The 18,594-nt window shown below is 61.4% G+C and carries 16 protein-coding genes; 10 read left to right on the top strand and 6 right to left on the bottom strand.

The window, feature by feature from the left end:
• Positions 1 to 10: 10 nt before the first annotated feature.
• Positions 11 to 787, bottom strand: coding sequence for an IclR family transcriptional regulator (locus PSH91_RS03745; RefSeq protein ID WP_305467341.1), 777 nt, complete (start codon positions 785 to 787; stop codon positions 11 to 13).
• A gap of 233 nt (positions 788 to 1,020) precedes the next feature.
• On the opposite strand from PSH91_RS03745, the gene PSH91_RS03740 reads away from it, so the two are divergent.
• Both PSH91_RS03740 and PSH91_RS03735 read left to right on the top strand, forming a co-directional pair.
• A complete protein-coding gene (locus tag PSH91_RS03740) occupies positions 1,021 to 1,905 on the top strand; it encodes a neutral zinc metallopeptidase (RefSeq protein ID WP_173407405.1) in 885 nt (294 codons plus the stop codon).
• A complete protein-coding gene (locus PSH91_RS03735) occupies positions 1,905 to 2,852 on the top strand; it encodes an alpha/beta hydrolase (RefSeq protein WP_173407406.1) in 948 nt (315 codons plus the stop codon). The genes PSH91_RS03740 and PSH91_RS03735 overlap by 1 nt, the downstream gene beginning before the upstream one ends.
• Positions 2,853 to 2,992: 140 nt before the next feature.
• Here the strand turns inward: PSH91_RS03735 and PSH91_RS03730 are convergent, their stop codons facing one another.
• The 4 genes from PSH91_RS03730 to PSH91_RS03715 all read right to left on the bottom strand — a co-directional run bounded on the left by PSH91_RS03730 (position 2,993) and on the right by PSH91_RS03715 (position 5,990).
• Entirely contained in the window at positions 2,993 to 3,586 is a 594-nt protein-coding gene (locus PSH91_RS03730) for an HAD family hydrolase (protein WP_047229557.1), read from the bottom strand.
• Positions 3,583 to 4,452 (bottom strand): acyl-CoA thioesterase II, encoded by an 870-nt coding sequence (gene tesB, locus PSH91_RS03725; RefSeq protein WP_047229556.1) that lies wholly within the window; start codon positions 4,450 to 4,452, stop codon positions 3,583 to 3,585. The genes PSH91_RS03730 and tesB overlap by 4 nt, the downstream gene beginning before the upstream one ends.
• A gap of 102 nt (positions 4,453 to 4,554) precedes the next feature.
• Positions 4,555 to 5,124 (bottom strand): GNAT family N-acetyltransferase, encoded by a 570-nt coding sequence (locus tag PSH91_RS03720; RefSeq protein ID WP_047229555.1) that lies wholly within the window; start codon positions 5,122 to 5,124, stop codon positions 4,555 to 4,557.
• Between the two features lie 200 nt (positions 5,125 to 5,324).
• A complete protein-coding gene (locus PSH91_RS03715; protein WP_076386424.1) occupies positions 5,325 to 5,990 on the bottom strand; it encodes a GntR family transcriptional regulator in 666 nt (221 codons plus the stop codon).
• 278 nt (positions 5,991 to 6,268) lie between these two features.
• Here PSH91_RS03715 and PSH91_RS03710 point away from each other — a divergent pair, with 278 nt between their 5' ends.
• The 8 genes from PSH91_RS03710 to PSH91_RS03675 all read left to right on the top strand — a co-directional run bounded on the left by PSH91_RS03710 (position 6,269) and on the right by PSH91_RS03675 (position 17,117).
• Positions 6,269 to 7,501, top strand: a complete 1,233-nt coding sequence (locus PSH91_RS03710; RefSeq protein WP_076386749.1) for an NRAMP family divalent metal transporter — start codon at positions 6,269 to 6,271, stop codon at positions 7,499 to 7,501.
• A 28-nt stretch (positions 7,502 to 7,529) separates the two neighbouring features.
• Positions 7,530 to 8,300 (top strand): LamB/YcsF family protein, encoded by a 771-nt coding sequence (locus tag PSH91_RS03705; RefSeq protein ID WP_305467337.1) that lies wholly within the window; start codon positions 7,530 to 7,532, stop codon positions 8,298 to 8,300.
• Positions 8,297 to 9,103 (top strand): putative hydro-lyase, encoded by an 807-nt coding sequence (locus PSH91_RS03700; protein WP_305467335.1) that lies wholly within the window; start codon positions 8,297 to 8,299, stop codon positions 9,101 to 9,103. The genes PSH91_RS03705 and PSH91_RS03700 overlap by 4 nt, the downstream gene beginning before the upstream one ends.
• A gap of 9 nt (positions 9,104 to 9,112) precedes the next feature.
• Positions 9,113 to 10,729, top strand: coding sequence for a 5-oxoprolinase/urea amidolyase family protein (locus tag PSH91_RS03695; protein ID WP_305467333.1), 1,617 nt, complete (start codon positions 9,113 to 9,115; stop codon positions 10,727 to 10,729).
• Positions 10,726 to 12,465 carry a biotin carboxylase N-terminal domain-containing protein gene (locus tag PSH91_RS03690; RefSeq protein ID WP_076386432.1) on the top strand — a complete coding sequence of 580 codons (1,740 nt, stop codon included), beginning with the start codon at positions 10,726 to 10,728 and terminating at the stop codon, positions 12,463 to 12,465. Before PSH91_RS03695 ends, PSH91_RS03690 begins: the two co-directional genes overlap by 4 nt.
• Before the next feature lie 152 nt (positions 12,466 to 12,617).
• Positions 12,618 to 13,859 (top strand): OprD family porin, encoded by a 1,242-nt coding sequence (locus PSH91_RS03685; RefSeq protein ID WP_047229549.1) that lies wholly within the window; start codon positions 12,618 to 12,620, stop codon positions 13,857 to 13,859.
• A 56-nt stretch (positions 13,860 to 13,915) separates the two neighbouring features.
• Positions 13,916 to 15,799, top strand: a complete 1,884-nt coding sequence (locus PSH91_RS03680) for a methyl-accepting chemotaxis protein (protein WP_047229548.1) — start codon at positions 13,916 to 13,918, stop codon at positions 15,797 to 15,799.
• 76 nt (positions 15,800 to 15,875) lie between these two features.
• Positions 15,876 to 17,117 carry a TIGR03862 family flavoprotein gene (locus tag PSH91_RS03675; protein WP_305467329.1) on the top strand — a complete coding sequence of 414 codons (1,242 nt, stop codon included), beginning with the start codon at positions 15,876 to 15,878 and terminating at the stop codon, positions 17,115 to 17,117.
• Between the two features lie 112 nt (positions 17,118 to 17,229).
• Here the strand turns inward: PSH91_RS03675 and PSH91_RS03670 are convergent, their stop codons facing one another.
• Positions 17,230 to 18,567 (bottom strand): DEAD/DEAH box helicase, encoded by a 1,338-nt coding sequence (locus tag PSH91_RS03670; RefSeq protein WP_047229546.1) that lies wholly within the window; start codon positions 18,565 to 18,567, stop codon positions 17,230 to 17,232.
• Positions 18,568 to 18,594 lie beyond the last annotated feature (27 nt).

The following is an 18,594-nucleotide window of genomic DNA, read 5'->3' as shown; positions in this document are numbered from 1 at the left end:
CGACGGCGATTCAGCTGAACAACTCCGATGCCTGGCTGGCGTGTGACAATTCCTCGGTAAACGCAAGCAAGGTCGGCGCCAGCTCATGCAGCCTCAATCGCGTCATCCGGGCGGTGGGTCCGGCGATGCTGAGCACGCCCAAGACCCGGCCATCCAGCGGATGACGCACCACGGCCGCAATGGCTGAGGTGCCGACCGCCGAACTTTCCTCGACACAGGCATAGCCCTGCTCCCGGGCCTGACGCAGGTATTGAAGCAGTTCAACGCTGTCACGCGGCGCGTTGGGGCCCACGTCCGCCGGCATTTTCAGGGCCTGGCGGTCCACCAGCGACAGCGCCTCGGCATCGCTCATGCACGCCAGCCAGGCATGGCCCGACGCGGTATAGACCAATGGCGTCTCGCGGCCCATGTCAGGGTCGTAGCGCAACCCGGAGCGAGCGCCCTGGGACTTGGCAATCCAGGTCTGGCGATCACCCTCGATCACACCCAGGCGTACCAGTTCACCGCTTTCCCGAGCCAGACGATCGAGCACCGGCTGCACGATGTCGGCACCACTGCGCGACAGGTAGCGAAAGCCCAGGGCGACCAGGCGGGTCGACAAGTGATAACGCAGGTTCTCGGGATTCTGGCGCACGTAACCCAGGCGCGTCAGTTCAGCAAGCAGGCGGTGCGTGGCGCTCTTGGGAATCTGTAATTGTTCGGCCAACCCTTGCAGAGCCCAGCCGTGGGGATCGCTGGCGAGACTTTCCAGCACATTGAAAACCCGTTCGATTTGACTGCCGGCCATGAAAAATCCAGAGGAGAGAGGCTGATTCCAAAATATGCGAAGTGTAATGCAAATTCTGGAACCCGACATTCATTGTTGACGGATGAACCAAAACCCGTGGCGATTGCCTGAGAGCTCAGGCGTACAGCCTGCGCCTTCAAACGCTAGACTCACTGCGAATGTCTGTCCGTGAACTGGCGGCAACCCCACTCAGCGGCAACACTCTTCACACGGTCAATCAGAGGATTTCCCACATGTTATGGAAAAAAGGTCGCCGCAGTGACAACGTGGTGGACGCCCGCGGTGACGGTGGCGGCGGTGGTGGGATGCGTTTCGGTGGCGGCAAGGGGCTGAGCCTGACGGCCATTGTCCTGATCGTCGGTATCGGCTGGATCACCGGCCAGGACCCCATGCAGATTCTCGGGCAACTGGCCGGGCAGATGGACCAGACCTCGGCCCCCTCCTCCCAAACCCGGCAGGCGCCGCCCGCGAACGATGAACAGGCCGAGTTCGTGCGCTCAATCCTGGGTGATACCGAAGACACCTGGGGCCAGGTCTTCCAGCAGGCCGGGCGCCAGTACCAGCAACCCAAACTGGTGCTGTTCAGCGGTCGGGTCAACTCGGCCTGCGGCCTCGCTTCATCAGCCACCGGCCCGTTCTATTGCCCGGCCGATAAACAGGTCTACCTGGACATGAGTTTCTTCCAGGAAATGTCCCAACGGTTCTCCGCCGCTGGGGATTTCGCCCAGGCCTACGTCATCGCCCATGAGGTCGGGCATCACGTTCAGACCCTGCTCGGGGTGTCGGCAAAAATCCAGGAAGCTCGCCATCAGGGCCGCCAGATGGAAGGCGATGGTGGTCTGCTGGTCCGTCAGGAATTACAGGCCGACTGCCTGGCGGGCGTCTGGGCCAACCATGCACAGAAGCGCCTGAACTGGCTGGAGCCGGGGGACATTGAAGAGGCCTTGACCGCCGCCAACGCCATCGGTGATGACCGCCTTCAGCAGCAGGGCCAGGGCCGGGTAGTGCCGGACTCCTTCACCCACGGCACCTCGGCGCAACGGGTTCGCTGGTTCAAGACCGGGTTTGCCCAGGGTCAGGTCAGCCAATGCGACACCTTCGCGGCAAAAAATCTGTAATGAAGTGGGGCGCCCTCCTCAGCCTGCTGCTGTGCTGCACTTTTACCCAGGCAGACGAACAGGGCGTGGGCGTGGTCGCTCAAGGGCGACTGCAGCTCAAGGGCGGCGCCATGGTCGTCGGCGTGAGTCCACCCCCGGCGTCTATCCAGCGCGTGTTGATCATCCTCCATGGCCGGCTGCGCAACGCCCAGACCTATCTGCACAGCGCCGAAAAGGCCGCCGCACACGCCGGTCAACTGACCACGACCCTGATCATCGCCCCGCAGTTTCTCAACGAACATGACGTTGCCCGCCATCAGTTGCCCAATGACCTGTTGCGCTGGCAAGGCAACGACTGGATGGCCGGCGGCTTATCCACGGGGCCCAAGGCGGTCAGTTCCTTTCAAGTCATCGACGACATCGTCGCCCGGGTCAGTGACCGGCAGCAGTTTCCCGAGGTGAAAGAGATCGTCATCGCGGGCCATTCCGGCGGCGCGCAGGTCGCGCAGCGCTACGCCCTGCTCGCTCGCGGTCAAACCCGGATCGCCCCCAGATTCGTCATCGCCAACCCGTCCTCCTATGCCTATTTCGATGCGCAGCGCCCCATGGCCTTCGACCCGGCCGGTTGTCCCGGCTTCAACCATTGGAAGTACGGCCTGCAGAACTTGCCCGCCTATGCCGCCGGGCAACCCCCCGCTCAACTGGAAGACAACTACATCAAACGCGACATCGTTTATCTGCTTGGGCAACAAGACATCGACCCTGAGCACCCTGCGCTGGATAAAGGCTGTGAAGCGCAGACCCAAGGGCCGTATCGGTTACTGCGCGGGCAGTTCTTTTTCGACTACCTGACCCGGCGTCATCCCGAGGGGCTGAGCCAGCGGCTGATCGAAGTGCCGGGGGTGGGGCATAACGGGGATGGGATGTTCAATTCGGCTGAGGGGCAGAAGGCGCTGTTTGGTCAGTGAGTTCTGTAGGAGTAGACAGGGCCTCATCGCGAGCAGGCTCGCTCCCACAAGGGGATCGGTGTCGATCAAAAGTGGGTCCACCGCAGATCTACTGTGGGAGCGAGCCTGCTCGCGATAGCTATCTATCAGCCAACCCTCTTTCAAGCCGACAGCATCCGCCGCAACTCCCCGCAATCACGCGCATGCCAGTCCGCCAGCTCCGGCCAAGGATTGTCCGGCAGGTTCACCAGCACCGTCCGCGCACCCGCCGCACGGCCGCAGTCCAGGTCGAAACGGTAGTCACCCACCATCACCATCGCCTCAGGCGCCACACTCCAGGCCTCGGCCAGTTTCAACAGGCCGCCGGGATGGGGCTTGGGCGGCGCTTCGTCGCGGCCCAGCACATCTTCCACGGCGAAACAGTCCGCCAGACCGATAGCTTGCAGGGTCACGTGGGCCAGTTCGCGGGCGTTGCGCGTCAGGATCCCCAGGCGGTAACCCCGCTGCGCCAGCTCGCGTACCAGCTCGACCGCTCCCGGCGCAGGCCGGGAGCCCAGCGCCAGGTCCCGCTCGTGTTCCAGCAACCAGGCATGCTTGGCTGCGGCTTCGTCGGCCGGCAATGCCGCCAGGTGGGTCAGAATGTCGTCTTCGGCCGGGATCGCCAGGGCCACGCGAATCGCCGCAAAATCATGCACGGCGATGGTCAGCGTACCGTCCATGTCGAACACCCAGTGCCGCACATCCGCCAGACTCATGCCCAGTCCTTGCGGTGGCGAATCAGGCCTTCCTGGGTCACCGACGCCACCAGTTGTCCGGCGCGATTGAACACGCTGCCACGAGAGAACCCACGGGAGTTGCCGGCCCACGGGCTGTCCATCGCATAGAGCAACCAGTCATCGGCACGCAGGTCGGCGTGGAACCACAAGGCGTGGTCGAGGCTGGCGACCTGCATGTCCTTTTGCCAAACCGATTTGCCGTGGGGCAGCATCGAGGTGGTCAACAGACCGAAATCCGAGGCGTAGGCCAGCAGGTATTTATGCAGGGCCGGTGAGTCCGCCAGGGCACCATCGGCCCGGAACCACACGTACTTGACCGGATCGGCCGGCTGCGGATTGTAGGGATCTTTCTCGGTGACCGGGCGCACCTCGATCGGTTTGGGGCACAGCAGTTTTTCCCGCATGTGCTCGGGCAGCAGGTGCGCCCGCTGCTGGGTCAGTTCCAGCTCCGAAGGCAGGTTCTCCGGCCCGACCACCTGGGGCATGGAGTTCTGGTGCTCAAAACCCTGCTCGTCGTATTGAAACGAAGCGCTGCACGTGAAAATCGGGTTGCCCTTCTGGATCGCCGTGACCCGGCGGGTGCTGAAACTGCCGCCGTCACGCACCCGGTCCACCTGGTAGACCACCGGCAAGGCCGCATCGCCCGGACGCAGGAAATAACCGTGCATCGAATGCACATGACGGGCCTCTTCCACGGTCTGGCTGGCCGCCGACAGTGACTGGCCAAGCACCTGGCCGCCGAACAACTGGCGAAACCCCAGGTCCTGGCTGCGACCGCGAAACAGGTTCTCTTCGATGGGTTCCAGGGTCAGCAGGTCGACCAGATCTTCCAACACGTGGCTCATTCAGACTTTCCTCACACAGCTCAACCGCGCAGTCGGTGCTGCGACGGTGGATCGATTGTTGGCCCGGGCCATTGTGGCGGGCATTGTAAACGTCCGTGTCGGCTAACCGTGCAGGGTCTGTAGCCACTGTTCACGGTTGATACGATAGAGCACATGTTGACGCAATGGATGACCGACGGCGAGCTTTGGGTGTTCAAAGTCATCGGCCGGGTCATGATGCATGCCGATGGCTTGCATGACTTTCTGCGATGGCAGGTTATCGACGGCGGCGAACGCCACCACCTCATCCAGCCCCAGGCGATCAAACGCACACCGCAGGGCCGTCCATGCGGCTTCGCTGGCATAACCCAGGCCCCAATGCTCACGGGCCAGACGCCAGCCGATCTCGATCGCCGGAGTGAAGTGCGCGTCGAACCCGACCACGCCCAGGCCGGTAAAGCCGATAAAGGCCCCGGTGTCCTTGCGCTGCAGGGCCCACAAACCAAAGCCATGCTCGGCAAAATGCCCCCGCACGCGCCCGATCAGTGCGGCGCTTTCCAGGCGGCTCAGGGGCGCCGGAAAATAACGCATCACCTGCGCATCGGCAGACATGGCGGCAAACTCCGGCAAGTCCGCGTCGCGCCACTGGCGCAGTATCAACCGCGCGCTTTGCAGTTCCAGTATCGGCTCCATTTGCTTCCTCTCCATGCCCCAACGCCTACTCAAGCGAAATCGCCACGCCCAAATAAACGGCCCACGGCCGCTGCCGGGATCAAGGTGGGAGACGCAGGCGCCGTGCCCAGCTTGATCGAGTGAGCCACGCGGCTGCGCCAGGTATCAATTATCGACAGGCTTGGCTTGGCTGGCGAGGAGTTCGTCGCGCTCGTAGGGTGCTACCGGTTCAGACTGCGTTCGTAAGCGGCCAGAACGGTGCGCTCCGACTGCACCAGATAGGCTTCAAGCAGCCGGGTTGCCTCCTCTGATCGCCCTTCTTCGATACAACGCAGGATTGAAACGTTCATATCGACATAGGGCATATGCAGGAACTCCGGATCTTTGAGCAGGCCGAATGCCAGCCGCAGCTCGGCTGATATCTGACCGTAGAACACCACCAATCGCGGGCTGTCGGCGAGTTCGACGATAGCCTTGTGGAACATCATGTTGGCGGTGCCGACAGCCTTCCAGTCCTTGACTTCACGCGCTCGCATGCCCGCCTCCACCGCCTCACGCATATGCAGCGTTCCCGGATGCAGCGGGTAACCCTGGGCAATGGCCTTGCATTCGATAAAGCGACGGACACGATAGATGTCGATGATCGACGCCATATCGGGCACCGCCACGCTCACCCCGCGATTGGGCTCATGTTTGAGCAACCCCTCGCGGGTCAGGACCCTGAACGCTTCCCTCAAGGTGTTGCGGGAAATCTGCAGGCTTTCGGCCAGGGCCGCTTCGGACAATCGTTGACCCGGAACCAGTTCACCTTCGACCAGCATTCTGCGGACCTCCTGGGTAATGGATTCTCCCAGCGAGCGAGGAAGGGAAGGTGAAACGTCGTTCATGTGCAATCCAGAATAAGAATAAGAGAAAGTCACTTTGATGTTCCATGAGAGCCCCGCCCATGGCAAGGAGCAAGGGTGTCGCCTGCATCATTAAGTAACACCCACGAGTGACAAGGTTACAATTTGGTGCGAATTGTAGCCTTACACCAAACTGATTGTTGAACAATTCAGACGCTATAGATCAACACTTCTAGGCCGATGTTTGAGTCCTGGCACGCTCGTTGCTCAATAAAAAAATATCTCCCACCGTAGGAATTGATGCCGTGACACAGACAGCCGTGACACAGACCGCTCAAGATTTTACAAAGACGCGACGCGCTTCCCTGATCGCAGCAATTTTCATGATGGCGACGTCCGCCATCGGCCCTGGCTTCATCACCCAGACCGCCACGTTCACGGCCAAAATGGGTGCGGCATTTGCGTTCGGTATCCTGGCGTCGATTCTGATCGACTTCGTGGTTCAACTTAACGTCTGGCGTATCGTCACCCTGACCCGAATGCGTGCCGCAGACGTGGCCAACAACGCGATTCCAGGCAGTGGTTACCTGCTGGCGGTGCTGGTGATTTTCGGCGGGCTGGTGTTCAACGTCGGCAACATCGCCGGTGCCGGGCTGGGCCTGAACGCGTTGATGGGGCTTGATGCAAAATGGGGCGGCGGTCTCAGCGCCTTGCTGGCTATCGGCATCTTCCTTTCCCACCGCGCCGGAGTGGCCGTCGACCGACTGATCGTCGTGCTGGGACTGGTGATGATCGCCCTGACCCTGTTCGTGGCCTTCGCTTCCAACCCGCCACTGGGCGAAGCCCTCTATCAAACCGTCCTTCCGGACCAGATCAACTTCGCCACCATTACCACCATTGTCGGCGGCACGGTCGGCGGTTACATCACTTATGCGGGGGCTCACAAACTGCTGGACCGCGGGACTACCGGGGTAGAAAACCTCCAGGCAGTGACCAAGGCAGCCTTGGGCGGCATCATGGTCACCGGCCTCATGCGCTACATCCTGTTTCTCGCCATCCTCGGCGTCGTTGCCAGCGGCGTAGTCATCGACACCTCGGGCCAGGGCGCCAATCCGGCCGCACAAGCCTTCCAGGCAGCAGCCGGGCAGTTCGGCCTGCGCGTCTTCGGTCTCATCCTCTGGGCCGCCAGTATCACCAGCGTGATCGGCGCCGCTTACACCTCCATTTCCTTTATCACCGTGTTCAAGCCGGACATCACTGAGCAGGGGCGCAACCGCGCCACCACCGTGTTCATCGCTCTGTCGCTGCTGATCTTTGCCCTGATGGGAACGGCTCCCGCCGCACTGCTGCTCTTCGCGGGCGGTTTCAATGGCCTGATACTGCCAATCGGCCTGAGCATCTTTATCTACGTCGGCTGGCGCCGGTCCGACCTCATGGGCGGTTACCATTACCCACGCTGGCTGTTGGTGCTGGGCGCCCTGACCTGCCTGCTGACCTGGTACATGGCAATCAAATCCGTTGGGCCGATCTTCGCCTTCCTCAACGTTGCCTGAGCCCGATAACGAACAAGGAGTCACGTGAATGCCAACCATAGATATCAATAGCGACCTGGGCGAAAGCTTTGGCGCCTGGCGCATGGGCGACGATGCCGCGATGCTCGATGTCGTGACCAGCGCCAATGTCGCCTGCGGTTTCCACGCCGGCGACCCGGCCGGCATCTTGCGGACACTGAAAGCGGCGGTGGCCAAAAATGTCACCATTGGTGCCCATGTCGCTTACCCGGACAAAGTGGGCTTTGGCCGCCGAAACATGGACGTGGCCAGCGATGAGCTGACTGCCGACGTGATCTACCAGATCGGCGCGCTGCAAGGCCTGGCCAAGGCCGCCGGCACCTGCGTGCGCTATGTGAAGCCCCATGGCGCCTTGTACAACACCATTGCTCACGATCGCCGTCAGGCGCTGGCCGTGATCGAAGCCATCCGCGCGATCGACTCCAACCTCATATTGGTTGCCCTGGCCGGCTCAAGCCTGATCGAACTGGCCCGTAACGAGGGTTTGCAGTGTGTCGCCGAAGCGTTCGCTGACCGTGCCTATACGCCACAGGGCACCCTCGTCTCTCGCCGCGAACCAGGCGCGGTGCTGCACGATCCCAAGCTCGTCGCCCAACGTATGCTGCGCCTCGTTGAAGACGGCTGCCTCGAAGCGATCGATGGCAGCCTGACCAAAATCCAGGCCGACTCGATCTGTGTCCATGGCGACAGCCCCGCAGCGGTGGAAATGGCCCGCGAGCTGCGCCGGGTATTGGAACAGGCGCACATGTCCTTGCAGCCCTTTGCCGGAGCACGCCCATGAATGCCCTGGATCTCGCCCGCCAGGCGGCGATTGCCGCTGCCCGGGATGCACGCAGCACTTACCGTAACGGCCGGGTCGCCCCCACGGCGGGTATCGCGCCGGGCATGACCCAGGCCAACCTGATCGCCCTGCCGCGCGCCTGGGCGTACGACTTCCTGCTGTATGCCCAGCGCAATCCCAAAGCCTGCCCGATCCTTGACGTCAGCGACGCCGGCAGCCCGAGTACGCTGCTGGCTGAAGGGGCGGACCTGCGCACTGACATCCCGCTGTACCGCATCTGGCGTGATGGAAAGCTGGCCGAGGAAGTCAGCGATGCCACTCAGGCCTGGGCTGAACACGACGACATGGTGGCCTTTTTGATCGGCTGCAGCTTCACCTTTGAAACCGCCCTGCAAGAGGCCGGCATCGAAGTGCGGCATATCACCGATGGTTGCAACGTACCGATGTACCGGACCAACCGTGCCTGCCGCCCGGCCGGACGTCTACAGGGTGAAATGGTGGTATCGATGCGACCGATCCCCGCCGATCGCGTGGCTGAGGCGAGCACTATTTCCGGACGCTATCCCTCAGTCCATGGCGCCCCGGTGCACATCGGCGAACCCGCGCTGCTCGGCATCCAGGACCTGGGGCGCCCCGACTTCGGCGATGCCGTACGCATCGAACCCGGCGAGATCCCGGTGTTCTGGGCCTGCGGCGTCACTCCCCAGGCCGCGGTCATGGCCTCGGGCGTGCCCTTCGCCATCACCCATTCGCCGGGCCATATGTTCATCACCGATGTGCCTGACAGCATCTACCAGGTCTAGGAGTCTCCCGTGCGTTTTCTACCGGTCAACCTGGACGCCCTGCTCGTCGAATTGAAAGACCTCGACGAGACACTGGCGTTGTTCGACGCCCTGATGGCCGAGCCGATTTCTGGCGTGGAGGAAATCATTCCTGCCGCACGAACGCTGCTGATCCAATTTCGCCCCAGCGCCATTGCGCAGCAGGCGCTCGTCAATCGTATCGCTAGCCAAGACCTGAGCCAGCGCCGCGCGATCGAGCATCGCCGGGTGGAAATTCCCGTCCATTACAATGGCGAAGACCTCGACGAGGTCGCCACGCTGCTGGGGATCAGCCGCGCCGAGGTGGTCCAACGCCACACCGCCCATGACTACAGCGTGGCCTTCTGCGGATTCGCGCCGGGCTTCGCCTACCTCACCGGCGGTGCGGGTTTCCAGGTGCCTCGCCGACAAACTCCACGTACCCGCATACCCGCGGGTGCGGTTGCCCTGGCGGGGGAATTCAGCGGTGTTTATCCGCAAGCCAGCCCCGGCGGATGGCAGATCATCGGCGTCACGCCTTTGCAGATGTGGGACCTGAACCGCGCTGAATCGGCCTTGCTGCGTCCGGGCTATAAAGTGCGCTTCACCGATGCAGGCCCGCTCCCGGCGGGTGGTCTGCCCGCCCCCACAGCACCGGCAAGTGCCGCCGCGCCCAGCGGCGCCTATCTGGAAATCATCACCCCCGGTTTGCACAGCGTACTGCAGGATATGGGCCGTCCCGGCCAGACCGGCCAAGGCGTATCCCGTTCCGGCGCGCTGGACCTGGGCGCGCTGCGGGCAGCCAACCGCGCGGTCGGCAACCGCTCGGACATGGCCTGTGTGGAATCGGTACTCGGCGGCCTGAGCTTCGTTTGCCATGGCCGTGCCGTGATCGCCGTCACCGGTGCGCAAACCCCGGTCACAATCACCAACGCCAGTGGCCTGCAATGGCAGGCAAGTCACTACCAGCCCATCGAGCTGGACGCGGGTGACCGCGTCAGCCTGGGTTCCCCCCTCGCGGGGCTGCGCAGCTACCTGGCGATTCGCGGCGGCTTTGACGTCACTCCGGTGCTGGGCAGCCTGTCCACAGACACCCTGGCCCAGGTCGGCCCCCCGGCGCTCGCCGCCGGCGACCTATTGGGCTTTACGACACTGACAACGGGAATCAGCGTATCGCTGAACGAAGCCCCAGCCTTTGAACTGCCTACTGCTGCCAACATCGTCACCCTTGACGTGGTAATGGGGCCGCGTACCGACTGGTTTACCGAAGACGCCATCCAGCGTCTGAGCAGCCAGCTCTGGCGCGTCACCTCACAGTCCAACCGCGTCGGTATTCGTCTGGCCGGTGAAATACCGCTAGCGCGAAGCAACCACCATGAGTTGCCCAGCGAAGGCACCTCCGTGGGCGCCATTCAGGTCCCGGCCAGCGGCCAACCGGTTCTGTTTCTCGCCGATCACCCGTTGACCGGTGGCTATCCAGTGATCGCCGCAGTCGCCAGCTACCATCTCGACCTGGCTGGCCAGATCCCTATCAATGCGCAGATTCGCTTCAACCCTGTGGACGGCTTCAAAGAGATTCAACCCGTTACACAAGCTTCTTCAACTGCCGATGTGAAAAAAATTCCATGAAAAAATTACTGATTGCCAACCGTGGTGAAATTGCCGTCCGCATCGCCCGCGCCTGCCGCGACTACGGCGTGCAGTCTGTCGCGGTCTATGCCGACGCGGACATCGACGCCCTGCACGTGCGCCAGGCCGACGAAGCCTACTCACTGAATGGCCAGCGCCCGGCCGAAACCTACCTGGATATCGGCAAATTGATTGCCGTGGCCAAACGCAGCGGCGCCGATGCCGTGCACCCCGGCTATGGTTTTCTGTCTGAACGGGCCGACTTCGCCCGGGCGGTGATCGACGCAGGGTTGATCTGGATCGGTCCCAACCCGCAGACCATCGACGTGCTCGGCGACAAGGTCGAGGCGCGAAAAATTGCCCAACTGGTCGGGGCGCCTCTGGTAGCCGGTACGCCTGGCCCGGTCGAAAGCGCCGCCGAAGTATTGGCCTTTGCCGAACAGCACGGCCTGCCAATTGCCATCAAGGCTGCCTTTGGCGGCGGTGGACGCGGCATGAAAGTCGCCTGGCGCATGGATGAAGTGGCTGAATTGTTCGCCTCCGCCGTGCGCGAAGCGCAAGCGGCCTTTGGTCGTGGCGAGTGCTATGTCGAACAGTTCCTCGACCGTCCTCGGCACATCGAAGCGCAGATCCTCGCCGACAAACACGGCAAGGTCGTCGTCGTCGGCACGCGTGACTGCTCCTTGCAGCGGCGCAATCAGAAGCTGGTGGAGGAAGCGCCGGCGCCCTTTATCAGCGACGAACAGCGCCAGCGTATTCATCAATCCGCTCAGGATATCTGCGCCAAAGCCGGCTACGTCGGTGCCGGCACGGTGGAGTTCCTGCTCAGCCAGGATGGCACCCTGTCGTTCCTTGAGGTCAATACCCGCTTGCAGGTCGAGCACCCGGTGACCGAAGAGACCACTGGGGTGGATCTGGTGATCGAACAACTGCGGATCGCCGACGGTTTGCCGTTGTCCTTCAGTGAGACGCCGACCCCACGTGGCCATAGCTTCGAATTTCGCATCAATGCAGAAGACCCAGGCAAGGGCTTCCTGCCCACCCCCGGTCAGATCACCGATTTCCTGCCACCGTCTGGCCCGGGTGTGCGCCTGGACAGCGGCGTGATAAGCGGCTCGCGAGTGCCCAGCACCTTCGACTCGATGATGGCCAAACTGATCGTCACCGGCGCCACCCGCGAACAGGCTATTGTCCGCGCCCGACGCGCCTTGGCGGAATTCAACATTGAAGGCATTGCCTCGGTGCTGCCGTTCCACCGGGCCGTGATGGACCATGACGACTTCACCGGTGCCGATAAATTCGCCGTGCATACGCGCTGGATCGAAACCGATTTCGCCGAACAGATCACGCTCGCCCCACGTACCGCGGTATCGGCCGACCCAGGCATCCTGCGCACGTTTGTCGAGATCGACGGCAAGCGCCACGAACTGGGCCTTCCGGCTGCGCTGCTGCGAGGCGTCAGCCTGAATGCAGCGGGTACCGCCAGCGAAAACACGGCCCCCTCCGAGGTCACTGATCCGCAGGCGGTACTGACGCCCGTGGCGGGTAATCTGCATACCTGGGTCGTCGAAGACGGCGAGTCGGTGAGCACCGGGCAAGTGATCGCGGTTGTAGAAGCCATGAAAATGGAAACCTCGGTCCTCGCACCTTGTGAAGGCCAGGTGCAGATCGCCAAACAGGCAGGCGACTATTTTGAAGCCGGCTCCGTCATTGGCCGCATCAAAACAGCTCTCTGATTTAAAACTTTTCTTTTCGCAGTCAGTACGCGCAACTGGGTAATAACCCGGTTGCCGCGTGCTGCCCGCAGAAAACTGTAGATGTAACTTTGCAATCAAAATAACGATAAAACCCAACACATAAATCTGCTGTTATCTGGAGCATAAAGAGCATGTCAATCAATAAGACTTTGGCTATTGCGGGTACTTGCGCGTTGATTTTCCCTTTTACGGCATCTGCAGATTTTATTGCCGACAGTAAGGCCAGTGTGGAACTGCGTAACTTCTACTTCAATCGTGACTTTCGCAACGGTCCTCCCACGGCCCAGCGGGACTCGGCAAAAGAATGGGCCCAGGGCGCCATGTTGCGATTCGAGTCAGGTTATACCGCCGGCACCGTGGGCCTGGGCATCGACGCGGTTGGCATGCTCGGCCTCAAGCTTGACGGCGGTGATGGTTCCGGTGGCACGGGCCTGTTGCCGGCTGACCTTAGTTCGAAAAACGGCCGCGGCTCACAGGACGAATATTCCAAACTTGAGTTGACGGCCAAGGCGAAGGTGTCGGAAACCGCTCTAAAGGTTGGCTCACTCGCCTTCCGTACGCCCGTGGTATCGAGCAATGACACACGCCTGTTGCCCTCCACCTTCGAAGGCGCGCTACTGACCTCCAAGGACATTGATCAGTTGGTCCTGCAAGGCGGCAAGCTGGAGCAAATCAAGTTCAACAGTTCCTCGAACTATCAGGACTTCACGGGTAACCGCATCGGCGGTGTCAGTGATGACTTCCGCTTTGCCGGCGGTACTTACAGTTTCAACAAAGCCCTTAGCACAAGTCTGTTCTACGGCAATCTGGAAAATGTCTATCGACAGTTCTTTGGCGGCGTCGTCTATGAAATCCCTCTTGCCGCGCAGCAGTCGCTGAAGTTCGATCTACGTTATTCGAAAAGTACCGATGACGGTAACTTCCGCCCCCTCGATAACCGCGCCGCGAACGGACTGGTTGCCTACACTCTGGGCGCCAACGTGTTCACCGCCGCCTATCAACGCATGAGCGGTGACGATCCCTTCCCGTACATTGCCAATAGCGACCCATACCTGGTCAACTTCGTCCAGATCAATGACTTTGCCAACACCCAAGAGCGCTCCTGGCAGCTGCGTTATGACTACAACTTCGCCGCGCTGGGCATTCCTGGGCTGACGTTCATGAGTCGTTATGTCCAGGGTGACAACGCGTTGGTCGGGGGCAGTAATACGGGCAAAGAGTGGGAGCGCGATACGGATATCGGTTACGTGGTCCAAAGCGGTTCGCTGAAAAACCTCGGGGTCAAACTCAGAAACGCTACGGTTCGTTCGAACTTCAGCAATGACCTGGATGAAACCCGCCTGATCGTCAGTTACACATTAGCCCTTTGGTAATTCGCTGACGGCGACCTTTGTCCCTGCGCAACCGATCCTTATTCAGAGAAAGCGCAATGAAAAATCTCAGGTTTAACCAGAAGATACTACTGATTGCTTCGTTGCTTATCATGACGGTGTTTTCCGCATTCACCGTATTGAATGACGTTCGGTTGCGTGACGACAACGTAAAAAAAATCGAGGAACACACTCGATCGCTCTCGACATCGATGGCACATGATATCCAGAGCTGGTTGGACGGAAGACTGATTCTGCTGAAGGGATTTGCCGAACTCATCGGCCGCGATCCCTCGCCGCAAAACATACTCGACAAGTTGCAAAGCCAAGTGCTCATGAGCCAGTTTATCGCCGGTTATGTGGGCACCCGTGACGGTGGGTTCCAGATCCATCCCCCGCGGGAGATGCCAGCCGATTACGACAGTCGGCAACGGCGCTGGTACATAGACGCCGTAGACCATGGCGTGGCAATGACCGAACCCTACGTAGGGGCCGGGATCGACTACCCGATTATCACCCAGGCGGTCGCCCTCCACGCCGGGCAGCAAACGCTCGGCGTCCTGGGCGCCAGTCTGAACATCGAGACGATTTCCCAAACGCTCAACGCGCAAGCCTTCGAGGGCAGTGGATACGCTTTTCTGGTGAGTAAGGAAGGCAAAATACTGGTTCACCCCGACAAGGCACTGATCGGCAAGACACTGTCCGATCTGTTTCCGGGCAATACCCCGACGCTCAATGATCGATTGGTGGAAGCCACTACGGTCGATGGCGTGAAATTCACACTGTTCTCTGCGATCAAAGGCCTGCCGATGAAAGACTGGTACATCGGCATCGTCCTGGACAAACAGGCAGCCATGGCCAGTCTTGCTGCGTTCCGCAGTTCGGCGATCATCACCACAATCGTTGCCGGTCTGGCCACCCTGTTGCTGCTCGGGCTGCTTATTCGCGTGTTGATGAAGCCCCTGCGCCTTATCAGTCACGCGATGGAAGATATCGCCCAGGGCGACGGAGACCTGACCCGACGCCTGTCGATCCTGTCGAATGATGAATTCGGCCAACTGGCCGTGAGTTTCAATCGCTTCGGCGACCGGATCCATGCCTCCATCACCGAAGTCTCATCAACGACGAACTCCCTGAAAGAGGCCACCCGCAAGGTCCTGACGGCCTCCAACTCCTCGGTTGGGAAGTCGGAACACCAATCCGGCTTTACCAGCAACGTGGCGGCGGCCATTGAGGAGCTTGGGGCGTCGGCGCAAGAAATCGCCTCGAGTGCCTCGGCGGCGTCCAGAGGCGCCTCGAGCGCCAGGGCGCAGATCGATTCGAGCTGCATGCTCGTCGAGAACACGGTCAATGCGATGAGTTGCCTGCAAGAAAACATCGAAGAAACCCGCGCACAGATCGAAGAGCTCAACGCCAAAAGCGCCAATATCGGCAAGGTGCTGGAGGTCATCTCGACGATCTCCGGAAAAACCAACCTGCTGGCCTTGAACGCTGCCATCGAGGCAGCCCGGGCCGGAGCGGCCGGGCGCGGGTTTGCCGTGGTGGCGGACGAGGTCAGAAGCCTTGCCCACCACACCCAGACAGCGACCGAAGAAATCAGGGCGGTGATCGAGGCACTGCAGGAGGGAGCTACCCAGGCTGCCAAGACCATGCTGCGCAGCCATGAAATCGGCAGCCAAAGTGTACGTGTGGCGACCCAGGCCGGGGACAGCCTGCTGACCGTGGTGTCACGCATCATCGAGATCGATGAGATGTGCCTGACGGTCGCCGCTGCAACCGAGGAACAAACCAGCGCTGTCGACCAGCTCACTCGGGATGTTCATGAGATCAGCCAGTTGAATCGCCATGCCACCGACAACTTGTGCTCGACCCTCACGGCGTGTGGAGAACTGGATTTTGAAGTCGGACGACTCCGGAGTGTGGTCGATACTTTCAAGTTGTAGACACACACGCCATGCCCCTCGGCCAGTGAACCGAGCTGATAGAATGCCCGCCCTGATCCGCCAGACATAGCTCACCATGACCCAAGCGCCCAAGCCTTCCATCCCAAACGTCGCCATCATCGGCGGCGGCCCAGCCGGCCTGATGGCGGCCGAGGTGTTGAGCCGGGCCGGGATCCAGGTCGACCTGTATGACGGCATGCCTTCGGTGGGCAGGAAATTCCTGCTGGCCGGTGTCGGCGGCATGAACATCACCCACTCGGAAGACTTCTCGCCGTTCCTGTCCCGCTACGGCGAGCGCGCGCCCAATATCGCCCCGCTGCTGCGGGCATTCGGCGCCAACGAGTTATGCCAATGGATTCACGGATTGGGCATCGAGACCTTTGTCGGCAGTTCCGGGCGGGTATTTCCTACCGACATGAAAGCCGCCCCGCTGCTGCGCGCCTGGCTCAAACGCCTGCGCGATGCCGGCGTGATGATCCATACCCGCCATCGCTGGCTGGGCTGGAACCCCGACGGCAGCTTGCTAGTCGCCGCTGCGGACGGAGAAAAAACACTGCGCCCCACTGCGACATTGCTGGCGCTGGGCGGTGGCAGTTGGTCACGCCTGGGCTCCGATGGTGCCTGGATGCTGCCACTGGAACAGCGCGGTGTAGGCCTTGCGCCCTTGCAGCCGAGCAATTGCGGATTCGAAGTGCCGGCCTGGAGCGATCTGATGGTCAGCAAATTCGCCGGCGCCCCGCTGAAAAATATCGCCATCGGCCTGAATGACGATGTACCGCGCCTCGGTGAATGCGTGATCACCGCCACCGGCATCGAAGGCAGCCTGATCTATGCCCTGTCGGCGCCGATTCGCGAAGCCATCAACCAGCACGGTAGCGCGACGATCCATCTGGACCTGCTGCCGGGCCGGCCTGTGGATAAAATCCAGCAAGCCCTGAGCAAGCCACGCGGTTCACGCTCAATGGCCAAGCACCTGCACAGTCAATTGGGGATCGACGGGGTCAAGGCTGCGTTGCTGCGCGAGCAAACGCCTGCCGATTGTTTCGCCGACCCGGCGCGGCTGGCCCAGGCAATCAAGGCCTTGCCCATCACCCTGGTGAAACCCCGCCCGCTGGACGAAGCTATCAGCAGTGCCGGTGGCGTGACCTTCGAAGCCCTGGACGAACGCCTGATGCTCAAGCAGATGCCTGGCGTGTTCTGCGCCGGGGAAATGCTCGACTGGGAAGCACCGACCGGCGGCTATCTGCTCACGGCCTGCTTTGCCAGCGGCCAGGCGGCTGGGCTGGGAATGTTGGAGTGGTTACAGCGCAAGGTTTGAAAACCCAGGCGCGGCTATCGCGAGCAGGCTCGCTCCCACATTTGATTTGTGTACACCGTCAATGTGGGAGCGAGCCTGCTCGCGATGGCGGCCTGTCAAACGCTGCGGGTCATCAAGGCTTACGCTTGCGCGGCCCGGTGTTGAACACCGGCACTTTACGCACTGGCTTGACCGAGGGCTCCACGGGCGAGGCGTCGCCGCTGTCGACCCACTTGCCCAGGTTGCGCTTGCCGCCACCGCCCGAGGCTTTCGGTTTCTTCGGTTTTTTCGGCTTCTTGATGACCTGGCCGCTGGCATCGGTCTCCGGCACCCGGTGTTCTGGCTCGAAGTCCTGTTCCATCTGCCGTGGCAACGTCTGACGGGTCAGAGTTTCGATGGCTGACAGCAGATTCACTTCATCGGCGCAGACCAGGGAAATCGCTTCCCCGGTGGAACCCGCCCGGCCAGTACGACCGATACGGTGGATGTAATCCTCGGCGACAATCGGCAAATCGAAATTCACCACCAGCGGCAAGTCTTCGATATCCAGCCCACGAGCGGCGACGTCGGTGGCCACCAGGATCTGGATCTCACTGGCCTTGAAACGGTCCAGCGCGCGCTGGCGGGTGGCCTGGGGTTTATCGCCGTGGATGCCGTCGGCATTGACACTCATGCCCTGGAGTTTTTCCACCAGCGCATCGACACCGTTGCGGGTCTTGGCAAATACCAGCACCTGTTTCCACTTGTTCTTGCGCATCAGGTGCACAAACAACTCTGGCTTGCGCTTCTTGTCCACCGTCACCACCCATTGCTTGACGGTGTTGGCGGCCACGTTGCGCGGGCTCACTTCGATGCTCAACGGGTCGTTGAGCATTTGCCCGGCCAGCAAGCGGATCGCGTCGGAGAAGGTTGCCGAGAACAGCAGCGTCTGGCGCTTCTTCGGCAGCGCTTTGTAGATATTCGCCAGTTCCTCGGAGAAGCCCAGGTCGAGCATGCGGTCGGCTTCGTCCAGCACCAGGGTCTGCAGCTGATTGAACTTCAGCGCGTTCTGGCGGAACAGGTCGAGCAAGCGTCCCGGCGTGGCGACCAGCAGATCAACCCCTTTGCGCAGCTTCATCATCTGCGGGTTGATGCTGACACCGCCGTACACCGCATAGGTGCTCAATGGCAGGTTCTGCGCGTATTGGCGCACGCTTTCGTGGACCTGCTCGGCCAGTTCACGGGTCGGCACCAGAATCAGCGCCCGTACCGAGTTGGCGCTGACCTTCGGCCCCTCGGTGGTCAGCAACTGCAACAGCGGCACGGCGAAACCGGCGGTCTTGCCGGTGCCGGTCTGGGCCGCGGCCATCAGGTCGCGACCGGCCAACACCGCCGGCATGGCTTGGGCCTGCACCGGGGTTGGGGTCTGGTAGCCGAGCGTCTCGAGGGCGCGCAGCAAGGGTTCGATCAGGCCAAGGGTGGCGAAAGTCATGGAAGTACCGTAGGAAAATCAGCGCAA

This window comes from Pseudomonas sp. FP1154, from assembly GCF_030687245.1.
Classification (GTDB): domain Bacteria; phylum Pseudomonadota; class Gammaproteobacteria; order Pseudomonadales; family Pseudomonadaceae; genus Aquipseudomonas; species Aquipseudomonas rhizophila.
The sequence above is the reverse complement of the archived record's forward strand: the minus strand, read 5'-3'. Positions and strand labels throughout refer to the sequence as shown.